This window comes from Haloarcula sp. H-GB4 (assembly GCF_030848575.1).
Taxonomy (GTDB): Archaea; Halobacteriota; Halobacteria; order Halobacteriales; family Haloarculaceae; genus Haloarcula.
Genome location: NZ_JAVDDX010000002.1, coordinates 155,289 through 169,810 on the forward strand (window position 1 = coordinate 155,289; position 14,522 = coordinate 169,810).

The following is a 14,522-nucleotide window of genomic DNA, read 5'->3' on the forward strand; positions in this document are numbered from 1 at the left end:
CGACCGAATACTCGAACACTTGCGTGACGATTCGTGGTCTACAGCGAGCCAGATGGCGAAAAGAGATGGAATTCACGCGACAGAAGCGCAGATTCAGGACCGCTGTCGCGTTCTGGCTGATGCTGACCTCTTAGCGTTTCTGACGGAAGATCAAGACTTGGTAGAACTGACCACCGAAGGTGAGCAGTATTTGGAGGGCGAGGTTGATGTCGAGCTCTATCCGTACCCGCGCCATCCCCGACTCATGGAGTGAATTAAGGGAAATCTTCTTAGCAGTTGACTCAACTCAATGAGTTGTGTATCAATTCTGCCCTGATGAGGTCGATCAGAATCGCGCCCACCACCAAGCGGTCAAGCAAGGTGCAGACGACGTTGATGTAAAGCGAATCGGGAACCTTGGAGAGATAGCATTCGAGCAGTTCTGCCGAGAATACCTTCCAGCCGAGATGTGGGAATGGGAAAATGAAGAAGCCATACGACGCTGCAACCCGGAAAGTTTCTCTGGTCACGATTTCGAAGTATTTGGGTACGAAGTCGACGTGAAGACCTCCCGGGACGTATCGTCATTCCTGCCAGAGACGCTCGTTGAGAATGATTCTGATGATGACATTATTGTCATGGCATGGCACCGGGACAACGAAGATAGTTTGATTCTACTCGGATGGGAGCACGTCGAGACGCTCGAATCAAAGGTCGAAACAGAAGAACAGTTCTCCGGTAACTCTCCTGAGAAGCTCGAACACTTGGCAACTCGTCCGATGAACGATCTTCAGGACCTCGGGCCGAACACAGCGAATATGAATCAAACTCCCGAGAATCCGTTCCAGCCGGGAGATCGCGTGCAGAAGCGTGACGACGAAGATGCGTCAGTGGGTGTTGTAATTGAGGTCCTCCCTCCAGAAACGCAGGTAGAACTCTACGGACAGGAGCTTGATGGTGAAGCAGTCAGAGTAGCATTCCCAAGTTCGCTTGATGAGGGACCGGGTGACTGGAGAGATATTTCACCGGCCCTGCTTTCATCATACTGCGATGATCAAGATATCAGTCTCTATACCTACAAACACGAGAACCTGAAATTTGCCAATAACCCGTACACGGTGGGTGATTACGTCATTAAACCATCACATGATGATCCCGATCTTGCAGTGGTTGTTGAGGTTGACGGGTACGATGTTTCCGTGGTATTTGAGGGCCCAAAAGGCGATGAAGTCGCACCCGCAAATCTCAGTGATCATTGCGAAGATGAAGGACTCTCACTGTATGAGTACCCTAGAGAAGAACTTGAATTCGCCTATATATCTGAATTATAAAATTGAGTTTGTTATAATTTTGAACAATAGTGAATTTCCAGAAACCGTGTAAAATACATAGCGCGAAGGAGCAATGAGATACACTAAGCGGAAACAGCCTCACGATTCATTCTTCTGTTTGTATTAACTTCGAAGATTATTCTTGGAAACCAACATGTGTTTATTTACATAAAGGCTTCAATATCAGCGGCATGGAAAAGATTCAATCAATCCAATTTGACGGGCCAGAGGATTTTTATAGATTCCAACTTTCGCCGTCAGACTCTCCAAGATTATCTCGAGCAGCATTTATAGACAGATACAAAAACGGAGAACGGAGTGCATTTGGACTAATTAATGATACACTATCCCGTTTTCAACATAAGGTAGATTCTATCCTGAGAGATGTATACTCAACCGAAGATATTCACGTTAGATTATTGTATAAAGATAACGGCAATACAACCACTGATTCAATTAAATATTCTAAATTTCGACCTCAGTCGTTATCTTTCAGTGAGGTAGGATATGAAAAACTCAAGTTCTTTGCCATCATAACCGATGGGTTTGAAATCACATGGGAGAGACGGCCCTACCCGAATACTAAGTTCTCAGATTGTAACGAGAGAACACTTTTATTAAAAGATATTGATTCCTTACCTCCAGATATAACTATTTCCGATATTCTTTATTATATACTCCATGCAAATCGTGTTTTTGATATTTCTTTGTTTCTTGCAGAGTCAGATCAGTTGGATAGCATTTCTTCGGCAGATGGTATTTCATCTTTAGAAGAACTTCTTTATGCCCGTTTTGGCAAAGATTTAGATACCCCTTGGTTTTCAGTTCCTGAGCGCGTCTCACAAGAAGTGAAAAACACATTTGAAACTGTTTCAGAATCTGGAACTGTGGTACAGAAGCCTATCAACGCTATAGAAGCTATCGAATCTGGGGAAGCTGAGTTGGTCTATGTACGAAAAAAATCAAAAAGGGGAGATTATATTGGACAAATATCGTTACAGCAGGATATTCCGTACTTTGGGTTTGACACTTTAGAACGAGAATTCGGTGACGTTGGGGCAATAACTGACGCCAAGGGATTTATGTCTCGTGTGTCTGAATTGCAAAGTACTTATCAAGACCTTACCGGTGAAGGAAATTCAGAAACCCATGTCAGAATTTAGTGATGACCGCAGACAGAAGGAAAAATGTACCGACCAATCCACCGAAAGTGATCATTTCGATCTGGAAGCCTCCGTTATTGATACAGAAGATCCATGTGTTGTTAAAGAAGGAGAGACTGCTACTGAAAAAATATCAATTAGATCATATCGCCGGCACAGAGTCATTGGGACAATAGCATCGGAAAGTTTGAATGAAGGATTAATTATCGAGAATGAGGCAGCAAGTTTAGAAGAGGATGTTACTCTGGCTCAATCAAAACACGGCCTTCTCCGAGATACTACTCTTGATTTGGATATTTCTCTAGGAGATACTGAACTTGAAGAAGAAACTGTTGAAACAGTACTCACGTGTTATGAACCCACCCTAAAAGACAGATGTGACAGCCCTACTGCGACGCTTCAAGTTGATTTAATTCATGAGACCTAATGTTGCAGTCGCAATCCTTGAAATAATTCCATATATCTCTATTATAGTAATTGAAATATTTGGTACTAATTTCAATACAAAATACTCCAAACAGCTCAATCAATTTTCGCATCTGACAAGGAATGAAAACAAGAAAATGAGACAAAACATTGTAGATACTGCAATATATACTCATCACCTTACGAATACTAAGATATATTTTAGATACACGATACTCTTAACATTTGTAATATTCTCAGTGAATGTCGTATACAGTTCACAGCCAGTAATTTCGGGTATTATAGGCGCGGTCTGTCTTCTAGCAATTTATATTATGAGAGAGATTTTTGAAGGGTACGTATCAGAAAGGTCACCAATAAAGTATTGTATGAATGATTTTATAATATTATCAATAAGCAGTTGGTCGTTAGAAATATACTATTCACAAATTTCAATAATTATATCATCTCTGATTCCGGTATTATTGATAATATTATATGAGTTTGTGATTTAGCGAGAATGTAATTAAAATAACCCAGCAACTCTTGACTAAACCTCATGATTACTGTATTTCAATAGCTATTAGTCTACAACTTTACTTTCGCACTGGGATTGCCCCCGTCGCTCCGCTCGGGGGCGTGCGCTCACAGGCTCGCTCGGCCCCCCGTGTGAGGGGGGCGCTTCGCGTCGCCGTTCGCTTGTGGCGTTGTTGTAATCAGCAGACACACCGTGGCCGGACCCTGAAAGCGGTGGGTCGGCGGGTGGGTGGGCGACGGGATTACGAAGATCGTCGGCTACGGTGTTGGACCGAGTTCTTCCAGTCGGTCGCCAAAGTGATTCCAGTCGTCGAAGCCGTGCCATACATCGGGATCAAGGTTCCACTTCCAAGATGCCACGTCGTCAGGATCGTAGCTGTGCAGCGTTGGTTCGAGATCGGTCAGGTCCGCATCGAACAGCGGGGAATCAGGCCGATCAGCGTCACCGTCCCAGTTGGTGTAGAACTCGACGACATCTGGAGCTGATTTCCAGAAGGCCAGATTTGTCAGGCGCTTGCACTCGGGGACGACGTCTTTCCCAGTGTGACCGACAGCACCGACGACCTCGACGCCAAGTTTGCTCATGGCCTTCAGCGCAGGAGCGTACTGGGTACTCACTTCACGGCTGTAGACACGGGCGTCCATGTAGCGACTGGCTTCGTCAAGAACGAACGTCTTCGGAATGTCGCGGTTCTCGACGAGGAGCGTCATCAGCTCGTGCATCGAGGAGACGTAGCGGTCAGCGCCTTCCCATGTCTTGGAGTTCGAGATAACCAGCACATCGTCCCAGACAGCACGAGCCATATCCGAGGCGAGCAGGAACATCGTGTTCGTCTTACCAGTGTTGGGTCGGCCCGCAGCGAGAACCGTCGTCAGTGTCCCGTCGGCTTCGAGCCGATCCATCAGGCGAGCGGTCACGGTCAACGACGACGCGTCGAGTTCCTGTTCAGTGATGCCGACGAGGTAGGAAGCGAGCGACCCGTTGCCGTTTTCGATTGCGCGAGTAGCCGCTTCGGTGTGATATTTAGACTGGAGAACGTCGGAGAGAGTGGTTTGCCCGAACGACCGAGAACCGTTCACCTCAGCACCACGGTCGAAGAGCGACGAGACGAACGACAGGGTCGCCCGGTCAGCGTCATCACCCACGACTCCAGTATGCTCGTGCAGGGACTCGCCGCCCTCAATGTTCCCAGCAACGACCTCGTTGAGTTTGGCTGCCGTCAGTAGTCTCTCGTCGGAGTCAGTCATCAGCTGAAACACCTCCGCCGCCAGCACCAGCGAGGTCGGCCAGGTCCTGGTCGAGATCGACGCGGACGCCCGGAACATCAGACTCCGGAGACTCGTCGTCCTCGGCAGCGCGGATCTTTCGGTCAAGACCGAATTGTTCGATAGCCGAATCTATCTCGTCGGTCAGGGCGTCACCCTCGTCCGGCAATGTTCCGCGCTCGAACGTCGACACGATACGGAGAACCGCCTTACGCGTGGCGTTGCGGATGATCGTGAACGCCTGCGCTTCGATGGCGAAGCCGCGCTTGGCGTCGGCTTCGAGCTGGCCGCGACACTCTTCGACGGCCTGGAGCGTTCGCATCAGTTCACGGTCGGAGAGCGTACCGCGCCAGCAACCATCGACCGTCTGGGCTTCGAGATCGACGTTCTTGCCGAAGGCGAGGTTCGGACTCACCCAGTCGAGTTGCCCGTCCTCGATGGACCACTCGCGGAATCGTTGCCCAGGAGTGCGGAAGATACCACCTTTGGTGTGCCGGGCGTCAATATCGACGAGCCAGACGTAATTCGGGTCCCAGAGCAGGGACCGGACCTTCTTGCCCGTCGGGCGACCGACCAGAGGAATCGTCACAAGCGCACAGAGTCCGATCAGGCGCAGGCTTCGGGGGAGTTCGTAGCCGAGTATCGACGCGATGACGAACAGGACGATACCAACACCGGAGGCTATCAGCAACAGGTTCTCCGTGAACCACCGGAACAGTCGATAGGTCCGACTGTGATCCGGACCGGGTTCGGCGTTGTGCGCCATCTCGTCACGGTCGAGATCGGGATTACTCTCGTCGTCGGTCATGCCAGTCGCTCACCTCGTTGTGCCGACCCTATTTTCGCGGAGACGGCTTCGTACAGGACGGCAATCACGACGCCGAGCGCACTGCCAAGGGCAGCGTTGCGAACGTCCTCGCCACTCCACGGACCAGTGATGATGAACGAATTGGGCTTGCGGAGGTAGTGGAACCGCTGCTGTTCGATGGATTGCTCAGTCCAGAGTGTGACGCCACCGCTGGATGGCACTCGAACTGTTGTGGTCGTATCCGCGTCGACGACAGCCGCACGGAATGAGACACTGCCAGCTTCCGACCCATCTTCGACCTGCGGGGCAACACTGACGACCTTGTACTCGTCCGACCAGAAGTCGATCAGCATCTGGCCGTCCTCGTAGCGATAGCCTGTAACCACCACGTTCTCGTCAACGACGAGTTCGACATCACTGGGTGCGCCGTCCGGTGCGGAGACGTTCGTCGAGGTCGCCGTCTCGTTCGTGTTTTCCTGCGCTGCTGCTGGTGCAGCGAGAGCGATACAGCTGACGATCAGTATGAGGAGTATGGGCGTGCGTAGGTTCATGCTCGAAAAATACGCGTGTTGGTCACCAGAACCAGTCGAGCGAGGGTTCAGGGAGCCAAGACGATACCAGATCGATGGCTGGCCCGATCACGTCGACGGCCCCCGACAGTTGCAGCGCGACGAGTGCGACTATGACGAGCCACACGTCCCGAGGGACCAGCTTGAGAGCCAGCCAGTAGACCATCAGCTGTTACCTCCCGTTCGCCGCTGGCTCACGGCGTAGAGTGCGCCAACGCCGAGCAGTGCCAGTACGAGTGAGGAAGATGAACCTCCAAGCAGGCCACCACCAGCCGAGCCACGAAGGTTCTGCTCACGCGCCTCGATCTCCGCTCGCTTCTGCGCAAGATCCTCGTACTGCTGTTTGAGTTCGGTGACGTTAGTGGTCTTGTAGGTGGTTTTCTGGATGGTGACGTTCTCGGTGGTTTCACCGCTCATGGTGGTGATTCTGTCAATGGTGAACGTCCCGTCGAGTTCTACGATTTGGTCACTGGTGACGACGTACTGCGTACCACCGATATTCGCCGTGTCGTAGGTCGACCCGTTCTCAAACTGTCCGCTGGCAGGGTTCTCCTGCGAAAACAGAACGCCTTCGTACTGCTTTCCAGATTCAGTGCTGATGTTGAAACTCCCGATCTGGTCGAAGTTCGCCGGGGAGTTCTGGCCCATCAGGGTCAACTGCGCGGCTGTCCAGCCTTGGAAGTCATCGCCTGCGGACTGCTGGGACGCCAGAACGTAGGGATCAACGAGATCGCTACTATTGATTTCGCCGTTCTGGTAGGCGCTATAGGTGTTATCGGCCAGCGTGTCCATGTCGCCTTTGACCGTCTGGGCCTGTGATTCTATCTCTGAATTGAGGTTTACGTAGGCCATCCAGCGGACATTCACGGGTTCCCCGTCATCCACCGAACTACGGACCTGAAGGCCGTATGCGCCTGTTCCGGACGTATGCAAGTAGCTGTCCCAGAAGTCTGCGGCTGGGTCCTTATGTGCGGGAACAGCCTGCCAGCTTTTCGTGTTCCCGCCACCACTCGCCTGAAATCCGACAGTTGTGTAGCTGAACGCGGAGTTATTGACGAGCGTAAAGCCTGCCTGCGAGGTTCCGAGATATTTCAATGAGCCGCCACCGTCGGTGTTGTCGAATCCAACCGTACTGTTCACATCGGTCTGATTGACCGATGTAACGCCGGTTTCGTCCCGAGCAATCGAATTTAGGTAGTCCCAGTTCAGGACGTTGGCCTCGTATTCGTTATACAGTTGGACCTGTTTCGTCGCATAGTAGTCCTCTACTGCCGATTTTGACGCAGTTTTCGCGGCGGATTTGCTGGAACCGTTGTTCAGTGCGCGGATGTATGCGTTCTTGCCGATAATCCGAGCCTGAGTCTTTGTATCGGATAGATAGTTGTTCAGCGTCGTCTGAAAGTTCTCAGACTGCGCTTGCTGATTTAGTGCTGACTGGTAGATGTCCGTTTCTACCTGCTGGGCGTCGGTTCCGGTCGTGTTGATCGTTGTACTGTCTGGTAGTCCAGTCCGGTCCAGTTGGACAACCTGTGGCATCACCGACTCCCCGATCTGCTCGCTCAGGTCGTAGGTAAATCCGGCGTCTCCACCCGTGTCGCCGAGGAATTTGCCGTCATCGCCCGGCTTCCATGCGTTCGTGACGCCGCCCTTGCTGAACGACACCGGCCCATCAGCGCCTTCGACGCGGATGGTGAACTTTTCATACGCGCCAGCATTTCGGAGGTGTGCGCTGTTGTGAGAGCCACTGACGGTCTTTCTCAGAATCGCCGTGTTGTCGCCAGCGGGCGACTCGTCGGTAATCACGGTGATAGTAGTCTCAGACGACACATCGAACAGGTCAATCCTGACCTTGTGCGGGCCTGTCTCGAAGGTTTGCGTCACTGGCCCGTTGTCGGTTGCCGTCTCTGTCGACTGTGCCAGCACGGGGCCGACACCAGTAACAACTGTCGACAGGACGAGCAGACCAGCCAGCAAGATTGAGCGTGCGTGGCTCATCGTTGTTCACCTCCGAAAGAATAGCGTCGTATCATCGGTTTACTGAACAGCGACTCCCCAAGAGACGACCGTGGCGAGGAACGCCAGCTGCATCCCGAGCGGATCGCCGAGGGAAGTGAGGAAGTCGTTCACCGCTGGCAGGTACTCGTTGCCGAGGATGACAGCGGGACCCAGTGCGATGGCGATCTTCTCCCAGTCCTCGTAGTACTCGAACTGCTTCGTCTCGGAGCTGGCAAACGCCGCAGCGAAGGCCCCGAGCGAGATCAGCAGCGAGTGTTGTGTCGTCAGCGTGTACGACAGCCACGGGAGTTCGACCGTGGTGATGCCGCCGAACTGGTAGAGGCTGGCCGCGACGAACGCCACCGACAGCATGGCGGGCAGACTACGGATGTTCATGTAGTCGCTCACCATGTCGCTCGCGCGATTCTGGTAGCTCATTCAGGCCCTCCGGCAGGGAGTTCCCGGACCTTCCAGATGTCGTACTCCTGTTCTTCGCCGTCCTCGTTCGTGAACGTACTCGTCTGTTCGGTGTGCTTGATGCCGACCACGTCGCCCTCGCCGAGGTCGTTGTCGTCGAGTGCGTTGTCGATCTGGCTATTCGACCACATGGCGACTACGTCGCCGATGCCACGGGCTAGCTCGATGACGGTCGTATCGTACTTGCCGCAGTTGGGCGAGAGTTCTCGAATCTCACCGACGACCGATTCGCCGGGTTCGAGATCAATCCACTCCGAATCGTAGTCGTCAGAGGTGCTGTTTTCGACCGGTTCGAGATCGTCGAAGGATGGCGTTTCCTGAGTTGCCATACAGGAGAAAATTCGTGGGTTGGAACTAGAAGGGGTCGCTCGCCTCGGTGAAAGTAGAAAACAGGGCTAAAACGCAAATGAGTGCGTTTATTCGGCTTTCTGAATCCACTCTTGAGAAACTAACACGACTGGTGGATAACCTCTGGCGGAGTCAAGCACTTGAACGAGCTAGGCCGATGTGGCTTCCAGTTATTTTATGACCTATACTTGCAATAATAAGTATAGTTTGGCGGGTATTTGCCAGCAATAAGCGGTTGTTAGTGTATAGTTGAAACAATATCCGTCAAAATAGTAGGGTTGTTTTCTAGATAAGCCTTCATTTTACGTATCTTTGTACTACGTGGTTCAGAATATTTTAATCCAGTCGCCGCTTCAAGACTATTATGAAATGCCATTATGGGCAAAGGTCGATTTTGTGAGTTATTGATCTCTATATCACAGTTACAAATAATCATATCCGTATTAGTTGTTTGTCCTGATTTCGAGACCTGTACTTTACCTCCGTAATCTTCTGTAAGGGCATCATTTAGGTCGGTAAAGAAGTCAGAGAATCCATTACCATCTAAATCTACCAACAAGTATAACGAGAAGTTCTCAAACATTAACGAATGGCTTTTAAATTTCTTGATTAAGCGTGTGACACCACCCTCTGATTTATACATTATGTCAAAACGATCATCAACTAAATATTGCCTCAATCTCTTTGTTTGACTCTCGTCATCTTCTTCGGTCAAGAATATATCATAGCTATCGGGTATACGCTCAATTTTGTGGACTAATCGCAGAAATTCCACATCGTTTTTTCCTTCGCTGAAAACAACTTTTTTCATTCTTAGATACCTCGGAGGTCGATACCTAATTCTTCAATTTCTTCTTCCGCACTTCTATAATCTAAAGTACGAGATACAGGGTCTGTTAACTGGATTATTTGAAGATTTTCCTCTAAATATTCTCCCTGTTTTTCATCCATCTTTTCTGTAAAGAATCCCTCAATCGTATCGATATTGTGTGTTGTTATGAATATCTGTATATCATTTGTTCGAACAATTTGAACAAGGTGTTCTAACAACCCCTCAATATACCCTGGATGCATGTGGACATCCGGTTCTTCTAATAGAAGAACGTTGCCTGTACGTTCTTTAGACAAAACTTCCCAGAGTACCCCAACTATGGTCTTAAATCCATCACCCATAAATTGGTATGGAATTTCATACTTACCCTCATCATCATCTTCGAATACAAGAGAGTCAAAAGAGAAATCATTTAGATTTTCAACGATATCGTTATGTTTCAGATAATCTTCTATATCACTAATTCTGACAGCAGAGTTTTCCTCCGCTAAGCTGATCTCATCAGCTTCCAGTAACGTAGAATCGATCATCTTGACACCATCCACCGTGGAAGGGTCTTCCCCTACAAATCTATTAGAGCCGAACCGGGGCGCTAGATTAGCACTGATTGCTTGTCGAATATCCCGGGTTAGGTTTCTAGAGTGTTCACTCTGTTCCAGTGTCTCCTTAACCTGAGGTCTTTCCTCAACCAGTTTTTGATAAGTCCTCGATACTATATCATCACGAACTTCGTTATATTGCAGTCCGAGATTTATATAAGCATACTCGTAACCTTCAATCTCTAATATAATGATATTATTTTTCATTTTAGCAGAAATATCGTCAATTGGTATTTCGGTCACCACATCTTGTAAAGTATCTTTCATACCTAGATTGAACTCAGCCGAATCAAGATTACCAGACTCATCTGACATTTCAATCCGAATTGGATATCCCTCGTTTAAGTCAATAATTTCCTTAAGCGTATGATCAAAAATATCGGCGACCTCCTCGGGACGGGGTTCCCTAAACCCAACCTCTCGTACTTGTTTTTCTGGTTCGGAAGTGTCAAAGTCATCTAACCGCAGCTGTTGACTTCGCCGAAACTCTACGCCAACTGAGCCTGAACTTGACTGAGCATTTATAACTTTATCTAAATTCTTTTTGAACCTTCCAATGCTTTCTGGATTAAATACGATATCTACAGCTTCCAGAAGAGATGTCTTACCGGTATTGTTACGACCAGTTATCAGGTTTATTGAATTTGGTTCCACCTCCAAATTATCAATTCCCTTGAATCCGTTAATGCGGAGGTGATCGATTCGCGTCATTAGTTAGTTGAAAATATAAGTGGACTCTTGCTTGAGTCCTTCGGTCAGCTATGATTCTGTATTAATTCTATTGCCACATGTCAGCCCTAACCTATGCGATGGACGGGTCGTTCTCACGGTCGACAATCAGCGGTTTATCAGGTTCTGCAACAGAGTCCTCTGTGGCCTCAAGATTATAGGAAATATCAGCTAGCGCATCGTTGGGGAGATCCCAATACGCATATGCACCAATGTAGTCGACAACGCAGCGGAACTCAGCTTTTTCAGGCAACGTTGAACGCACCTGTGGCTGTTCCACATCAGAGATCGCCCGCTCTACGGCAGCATCGAAATCATTGAGGTCATCCCACTGCCGACGGGCTAACTCGTCGCGTATTTCGCTCTCACTCGTGGCCTGTACTGAGTCAAGCGAACACCAGCGAACAGCCTCACGAACATCAGGATCTTGCAAGTGGTCGTTCGGGTCAATCCCTTCAGTAATCGAGCGCGAACAAGACCAGAACCGGCGATTTGTCGCCCAGTACAGCGCGAGCTTCCACGTCGCCGCTTTGTCAGCGTACGTCTCTCGATCTTCATCACCCTGCTCGAAAGACTCCGTAGCGTCGAGCAGCGAGCCGAACGTAGCGCTCAGGTACTTCCCAAGGTATGCACCAGCTGTTGATTCTTTCTCGTGACTCTCGTCACCGAACTCAATCAGCTCGTGTGACCGGGTTCGCTCTCGAACCCACTGTTCGCCGTGATCGTGGTCGCCAAAGCGATACCAGTCGACGAATCCCTCGTCGCTCTGGAACTCTAGTTCCAGCTCGTCGAGGTCGTTCCGGTAGGTCAGTGGGTACACGTCGACAATCTCGCCCTGACCGTAGTCAGCCCACTTCGCAGCTACTTCTGGTTTGTCGCAGAGCCACGGCATACCGTCCTCATCGCGTGTCGGCACATCGAAGAACAGGACGTGCAAGTGCGGATAGCCTTTCTCAGTGAACTCCAAGGCCTTGATGTAGTCCGGACGGTCACGCGGTCGCCCAGTCACCTCGCTATCGAGATCGTGCCGCCAACCGGGAACAGCGGAACGTCGAGTATTGTCTTTCGTCGAGGGATCGGAATCGAAGTACGAAAGAAGCCGATTGAAATTCTCGTTGATAGAGTCGATTCCATCGAGCAGCGAATCTTGGCGCTTTGGGTCGGTCGTCAGTGTGACCAACACGGCGTTGTCAGCATTCTCGTAGCCGTATTCGAGCGCATCGTTGAATCGGGCGAACTGTTTGGAAACGCGGCCCTGGTCGTTGAAGCGAGTCTTATAGTCCTTCGTCATCCGCTTGGTCGACTCGCCACCACGCCGGTCGACGAAGTGGACATCGAACAAGAGCTTGTAGTCTTTGATGCGATTGAGGTAGGATGTAAAACCGTCCTTCAGCAGCTCCCGTAGGTCATCATCCACAGAATCGACCTTAGCGAGGTAGTTCCGCAGAAACTCTCTGTCGTACTTGATGCCCTCTTCGTTGGCTGTTTGAGTAATGCCTTCTGTAATCAAGTCAAGAAGGCGGAGGGTCGGGGTCACCATCAGAACCCCTGCAGACTCGGATTTCCGCACGTAGGGGTTTTCAGGGGCTACAAGATCGTCGACAAAGCGGTATGCAAACTGGTAGTCGGGATCAGAGCCTTCGACGCGCTCGCAGGCTTCGGGCGAGACGCCTTTGACGGCGTACGAAACGACGTGTGACAACGGTGTACCCTCGGGATGCGCCGCGATGAACTTCGCCACGCGTACGCGGTCTTCGTCGCGTTCTGTGAGAGTTCCGTCGAGCAATTGGCCGTGACCGAGAAGGTTGCGCTCTTCGAGAAGGTCTGCTAAGACGGGAGTGTTACATCTATCGGCGAGGTCGAGACCGCCCAGGTGTCCCGGCGGCTCGACGACGCTCATTTGGGACCATCAGAACGGGCGTCCGTTCGTCGGCTGCCCGGTGTGTCGCTGTTGGGATTCCCCTCACCCTCCGGGTTCGGGGGGAACGCTCGGGCTTCCGGGTCGCCCCGCGTGGGGGCGCTTCCAGTTGGTCGAGCTGGTGCGGAGTGCGATTGGCGCTCGCCCTCCGGTCCGGGATGCTCACTGCGTTGCGCTTCCGGGCGTGCCAGCTCTCCCGCGCCCTCGCTTGTGGTGTCTGTCGAGGGGACACTGTAGCACTGCTTACAGCGATTGGCCTCCGCCGCTGGATGGTCGGCCCTGTTGATGCAGTTGTCCTGACAGAGTGGACAGCGGTACTGGACGTAGTTCGACCAGTCCGTCATTGCCGACCACCGTCCTCGACGCCCTCAATAGCTCGCCGAACATCGTCGTCGGTCGCCTCCAGGAGGCGAGACGCACGGACGAACTCATCGCGAGCGAATGGCCAGTCGGTGGGCTGGGCGAGGTCGCGGTCAGGAGACACGCCGACCACCTCCGGGAACTGTTAGAGAAACAGACTCCCTCGGAATAATCGCATGACTGCGAGGGGTGCATCCGTTTTTCCAATGAACTCTCTTTTTCCGGGGAAGGTTCTCGAACCCCGATTGTGCCGAAAACAGGGAGAGACGGCGCTCTCGCCGTGATATAAATTCCCTGTTTACGACAGTAAAATTAGGATGGACTCGCCGGGATTTGAACCCGGGGCCTCTCCCATGCCAAGGGAGTGATCTACCCCTGATCTACGAGCCCTTGTGTGCATTGTCTGCTTTCCGATGGGATTGCTTAAACCCATCGAAGCACCGGGACATAGAGAACCGGCCCCACGATTTCGGTTAGACCAGTATTGCATTGACCCCGCAGGGTACGCAGCGATCTGGTAATTGGAGTTACAGTACGGCCATAATGGCTATAACGCCTGAGACCATCGCTACAGTAATCTCAGCGTAGTGACTCAGGCTAATGAACCGTAGGAGAAACAGGACGCAGTCGACCAACCGGCGTGTCGGCCGGTCACTCTGGATCGAAGAGCACCAGCGCGGGCAGACGACGCTGGACTTCGCAATCGGGATGAGCCTGTTTCTGAGCGTTCTGATATTCATATTCCTGTTCATTCCGGGACTTTTGTCGCCGTTTTCTGCGGCGGTACAGGAGGAAACGGTCACGACTGACAGAGTCGCCGATGGACTCACAATGGGGATGCTCGGGTCGCCACAGCAACCGTACGTTCTGGACGAACACTGCACGCGAGAGTTTTTCGCTGGGAACACGCCACCGTCAGGCTGTGGCTACAACTCCGGCGGGAGTACGGAGGAGCGGGTCGGTCTCGACCCAGCTCTGGAGAACGTGAACGTCACGATCAGAGGAAACGCGACGGCGACAGCAGCTGCTGATGAAACGCTCTGCTGGGATGGAGCAAACGAAGAACTCGTTGCGGCCAGTGGTGGCTGTGGGACGATACTCACGACCGGTGGGAATCCACCGACAAACAACGACGCATCGGTCACTGCGCTGCGAGTGGTTTCGCTGAACGGGCAGGATGTCACAGTTCGCGTGGTGATGTGGTAG

17 protein-coding genes and 1 tRNA gene are annotated in these 14,522 nt (G+C 51.4%); 6 read left to right on the forward strand and 12 right to left on the reverse strand.

The features are described from left to right. Nucleotides 1-52: 52 nt before the first annotated feature. The 4 genes from RBH20_RS09160 (at nucleotide 53) to RBH20_RS09175 (ending at nucleotide 2,900) form a co-directional block, all read left to right on the forward strand. Complete coding sequence (locus RBH20_RS09160; RefSeq protein ID WP_306707831.1) at nucleotides 53-253, forward strand: hypothetical protein; 201 nt, start codon at nucleotides 53-55, stop codon at nucleotides 251-253. Between the two features lie 43 nt (nucleotides 254-296). Next, nucleotides 297-1,310, forward strand: coding sequence for a hypothetical protein (locus RBH20_RS09165; protein ID WP_306707833.1), 1,014 nt, complete (start codon nucleotides 297-299; stop codon nucleotides 1,308-1,310). A gap of 191 nt (nucleotides 1,311-1,501) precedes the next feature. Beyond that, complete coding sequence (locus tag RBH20_RS09170; RefSeq protein ID WP_306707835.1) at nucleotides 1,502-2,473, forward strand: hypothetical protein; 972 nt, start codon at nucleotides 1,502-1,504, stop codon at nucleotides 2,471-2,473. Continuing rightward, nucleotides 2,460-2,900 (forward strand): hypothetical protein, encoded by a 441-nt coding sequence (locus tag RBH20_RS09175; protein WP_306707837.1) that lies wholly within the window; start codon nucleotides 2,460-2,462, stop codon nucleotides 2,898-2,900. Before RBH20_RS09170 ends, RBH20_RS09175 begins: the two co-directional genes overlap by 14 nt. 773 nt (nucleotides 2,901-3,673) lie before the next feature. Here RBH20_RS09175 and RBH20_RS09180 read toward each other — a convergent pair. The 11 genes from RBH20_RS09180 to RBH20_RS09230 form a co-directional block, all read right to left on the reverse strand. Further along, nucleotides 3,674-4,663: a hypothetical protein gene (locus RBH20_RS09180; RefSeq protein ID WP_306707838.1), complete on the reverse strand. Its 990-nt coding sequence runs from the start codon at nucleotides 4,661-4,663 to the stop codon at nucleotides 3,674-3,676. After that, on the reverse strand, nucleotides 4,656-5,489 hold the full coding sequence (locus RBH20_RS09185; protein ID WP_306707840.1) for a hypothetical protein: 834 nt from the start codon (nucleotides 5,487-5,489) through the stop codon (nucleotides 4,656-4,658). Before RBH20_RS09185 ends, RBH20_RS09180 begins: the two co-directional genes overlap by 8 nt. Further along, nucleotides 5,486-6,040 carry a hypothetical protein gene (locus tag RBH20_RS09190; RefSeq protein ID WP_306707842.1) on the reverse strand — a complete coding sequence of 185 codons (555 nt, stop codon included), beginning with the start codon at nucleotides 6,038-6,040 and terminating at the stop codon, nucleotides 5,486-5,488. Before RBH20_RS09190 ends, RBH20_RS09185 begins: the two co-directional genes overlap by 4 nt. Nucleotides 6,041-6,062: 22 nt before the next feature. Beyond that, nucleotides 6,063-6,224, reverse strand: coding sequence for a hypothetical protein (locus RBH20_RS09195; RefSeq protein ID WP_306707844.1), 162 nt, complete (start codon nucleotides 6,222-6,224; stop codon nucleotides 6,063-6,065). Continuing rightward, nucleotides 6,224-8,053 (reverse strand): hypothetical protein, encoded by a 1,830-nt coding sequence (locus RBH20_RS09200; RefSeq protein ID WP_306707846.1) that lies wholly within the window; start codon nucleotides 8,051-8,053, stop codon nucleotides 6,224-6,226. The genes RBH20_RS09195 and RBH20_RS09200 overlap by 1 nt, the downstream gene beginning before the upstream one ends. Before the next feature lie 39 nt (nucleotides 8,054-8,092). Beyond that, a complete protein-coding gene (locus RBH20_RS09205) occupies nucleotides 8,093-8,491 on the reverse strand; it encodes a hypothetical protein (protein ID WP_127014747.1) in 399 nt (132 codons plus the stop codon). Next, nucleotides 8,488-8,859, reverse strand: a complete 372-nt coding sequence (locus RBH20_RS09210) for a hypothetical protein (RefSeq protein ID WP_306707850.1) — start codon at nucleotides 8,857-8,859, stop codon at nucleotides 8,488-8,490. The genes RBH20_RS09205 and RBH20_RS09210 overlap by 4 nt, the downstream gene beginning before the upstream one ends. Before the next feature lie 257 nt (nucleotides 8,860-9,116). Beyond that, the gene (locus RBH20_RS09215) at nucleotides 9,117-9,689 is read right to left on the reverse strand and encodes a hypothetical protein (RefSeq protein WP_306707852.1); all 573 of its coding nucleotides are present in this window, start codon (nucleotides 9,687-9,689) and stop codon (nucleotides 9,117-9,119) included. Nucleotides 9,690-9,691: 2 nt separating this feature from the next. Next, on the reverse strand, nucleotides 9,692-11,020 hold the full coding sequence (locus tag RBH20_RS09220) for an AAA family ATPase (RefSeq protein WP_306707854.1): 1,329 nt from the start codon (nucleotides 11,018-11,020) through the stop codon (nucleotides 9,692-9,694). Between the two features lie 91 nt (nucleotides 11,021-11,111). Next, nucleotides 11,112-12,938, reverse strand: coding sequence for a hypothetical protein (locus RBH20_RS09225; protein ID WP_306707856.1), 1,827 nt, complete (start codon nucleotides 12,936-12,938; stop codon nucleotides 11,112-11,114). After that, the gene (locus RBH20_RS09230) at nucleotides 12,935-13,300 is read right to left on the reverse strand and encodes a hypothetical protein (protein WP_306707858.1); all 366 of its coding nucleotides are present in this window, start codon (nucleotides 13,298-13,300) and stop codon (nucleotides 12,935-12,937) included. The genes RBH20_RS09225 and RBH20_RS09230 overlap by 4 nt, the downstream gene beginning before the upstream one ends. On the opposite strand from RBH20_RS09230, the gene RBH20_RS09235 reads away from it, so the two are divergent. Further along, nucleotides 13,300-13,488: a hypothetical protein gene (locus tag RBH20_RS09235; protein ID WP_306707860.1), complete on the forward strand. Its 189-nt coding sequence runs from the start codon at nucleotides 13,300-13,302 to the stop codon at nucleotides 13,486-13,488. The two genes, RBH20_RS09230 and RBH20_RS09235, sit on opposite strands and share 1 nt — an antisense overlap. Nucleotides 13,489-13,634: 146 nt before the next feature. On the opposite strand, the gene RBH20_RS09240 is transcribed toward RBH20_RS09235, so the two are convergent. After that, nucleotides 13,635-13,706, reverse strand: a tRNA-Ala gene (locus tag RBH20_RS09240). Between the two features lie 210 nt (nucleotides 13,707-13,916). Here RBH20_RS09240 and RBH20_RS09245 point away from each other — a divergent pair. Then, nucleotides 13,917-14,522: a hypothetical protein gene (locus RBH20_RS09245; RefSeq protein ID WP_306707862.1), complete on the forward strand. Its 606-nt coding sequence runs from the start codon at nucleotides 13,917-13,919 to the stop codon at nucleotides 14,520-14,522.

Coding starts and splice junctions, on each gene's coding strand:
- RBH20_RS09215 (WP_306707852.1), bottom strand. CDS start 9,689: ATGAAAAAAGTTGTTTTCAGCGAAGGAAAAAACGATGTGGAATTTCTG.
- RBH20_RS09205 (WP_127014747.1), bottom strand. CDS start 8,491: ATGAGCTACCAGAATCGCGCGAGCGACATGGTGAGCGACTACATGAAC.
- RBH20_RS09160 (WP_306707831.1), top strand. CDS start 53: ATGGCGAAAAGAGATGGAATTCACGCGACAGAAGCGCAGATTCAGGAC.
- RBH20_RS09220 (WP_306707854.1), bottom strand. CDS start 11,020: ATGACGCGAATCGATCACCTCCGCATTAACGGATTCAAGGGAATTGAT.
- RBH20_RS09180 (WP_306707838.1), bottom strand. CDS start 4,663: ATGACTGACTCCGACGAGAGACTACTGACGGCAGCCAAACTCAACGAG.
- RBH20_RS09210 (WP_306707850.1), bottom strand. CDS start 8,859: ATGGCAACTCAGGAAACGCCATCCTTCGACGATCTCGAACCGGTCGAA.
- RBH20_RS09170 (WP_306707835.1), top strand. CDS start 1,502: ATGGAAAAGATTCAATCAATCCAATTTGACGGGCCAGAGGATTTTTAT.
- RBH20_RS09225 (WP_306707856.1), bottom strand. CDS start 12,938: ATGAGCGTCGTCGAGCCGCCGGGACACCTGGGCGGTCTCGACCTCGCC.
- RBH20_RS09230 (WP_306707858.1), bottom strand. CDS start 13,300: ATGACGGACTGGTCGAACTACGTCCAGTACCGCTGTCCACTCTGTCAG.
- RBH20_RS09185 (WP_306707840.1), bottom strand. CDS start 5,489: ATGACCGACGACGAGAGTAATCCCGATCTCGACCGTGACGAGATGGCG.
- RBH20_RS09245 (WP_306707862.1), top strand. CDS start 13,917: ATGAACCGTAGGAGAAACAGGACGCAGTCGACCAACCGGCGTGTCGGC.
- RBH20_RS09195 (WP_306707844.1), bottom strand. CDS start 6,224: ATGGTCTACTGGCTGGCTCTCAAGCTGGTCCCTCGGGACGTGTGGCTC.
- RBH20_RS09200 (WP_306707846.1), bottom strand. CDS start 8,053: ATGAGCCACGCACGCTCAATCTTGCTGGCTGGTCTGCTCGTCCTGTCG.
- RBH20_RS09175 (WP_306707837.1), top strand. CDS start 2,460: ATGTCAGAATTTAGTGATGACCGCAGACAGAAGGAAAAATGTACCGAC.
- RBH20_RS09190 (WP_306707842.1), bottom strand. CDS start 6,040: ATGAACCTACGCACGCCCATACTCCTCATACTGATCGTCAGCTGTATC.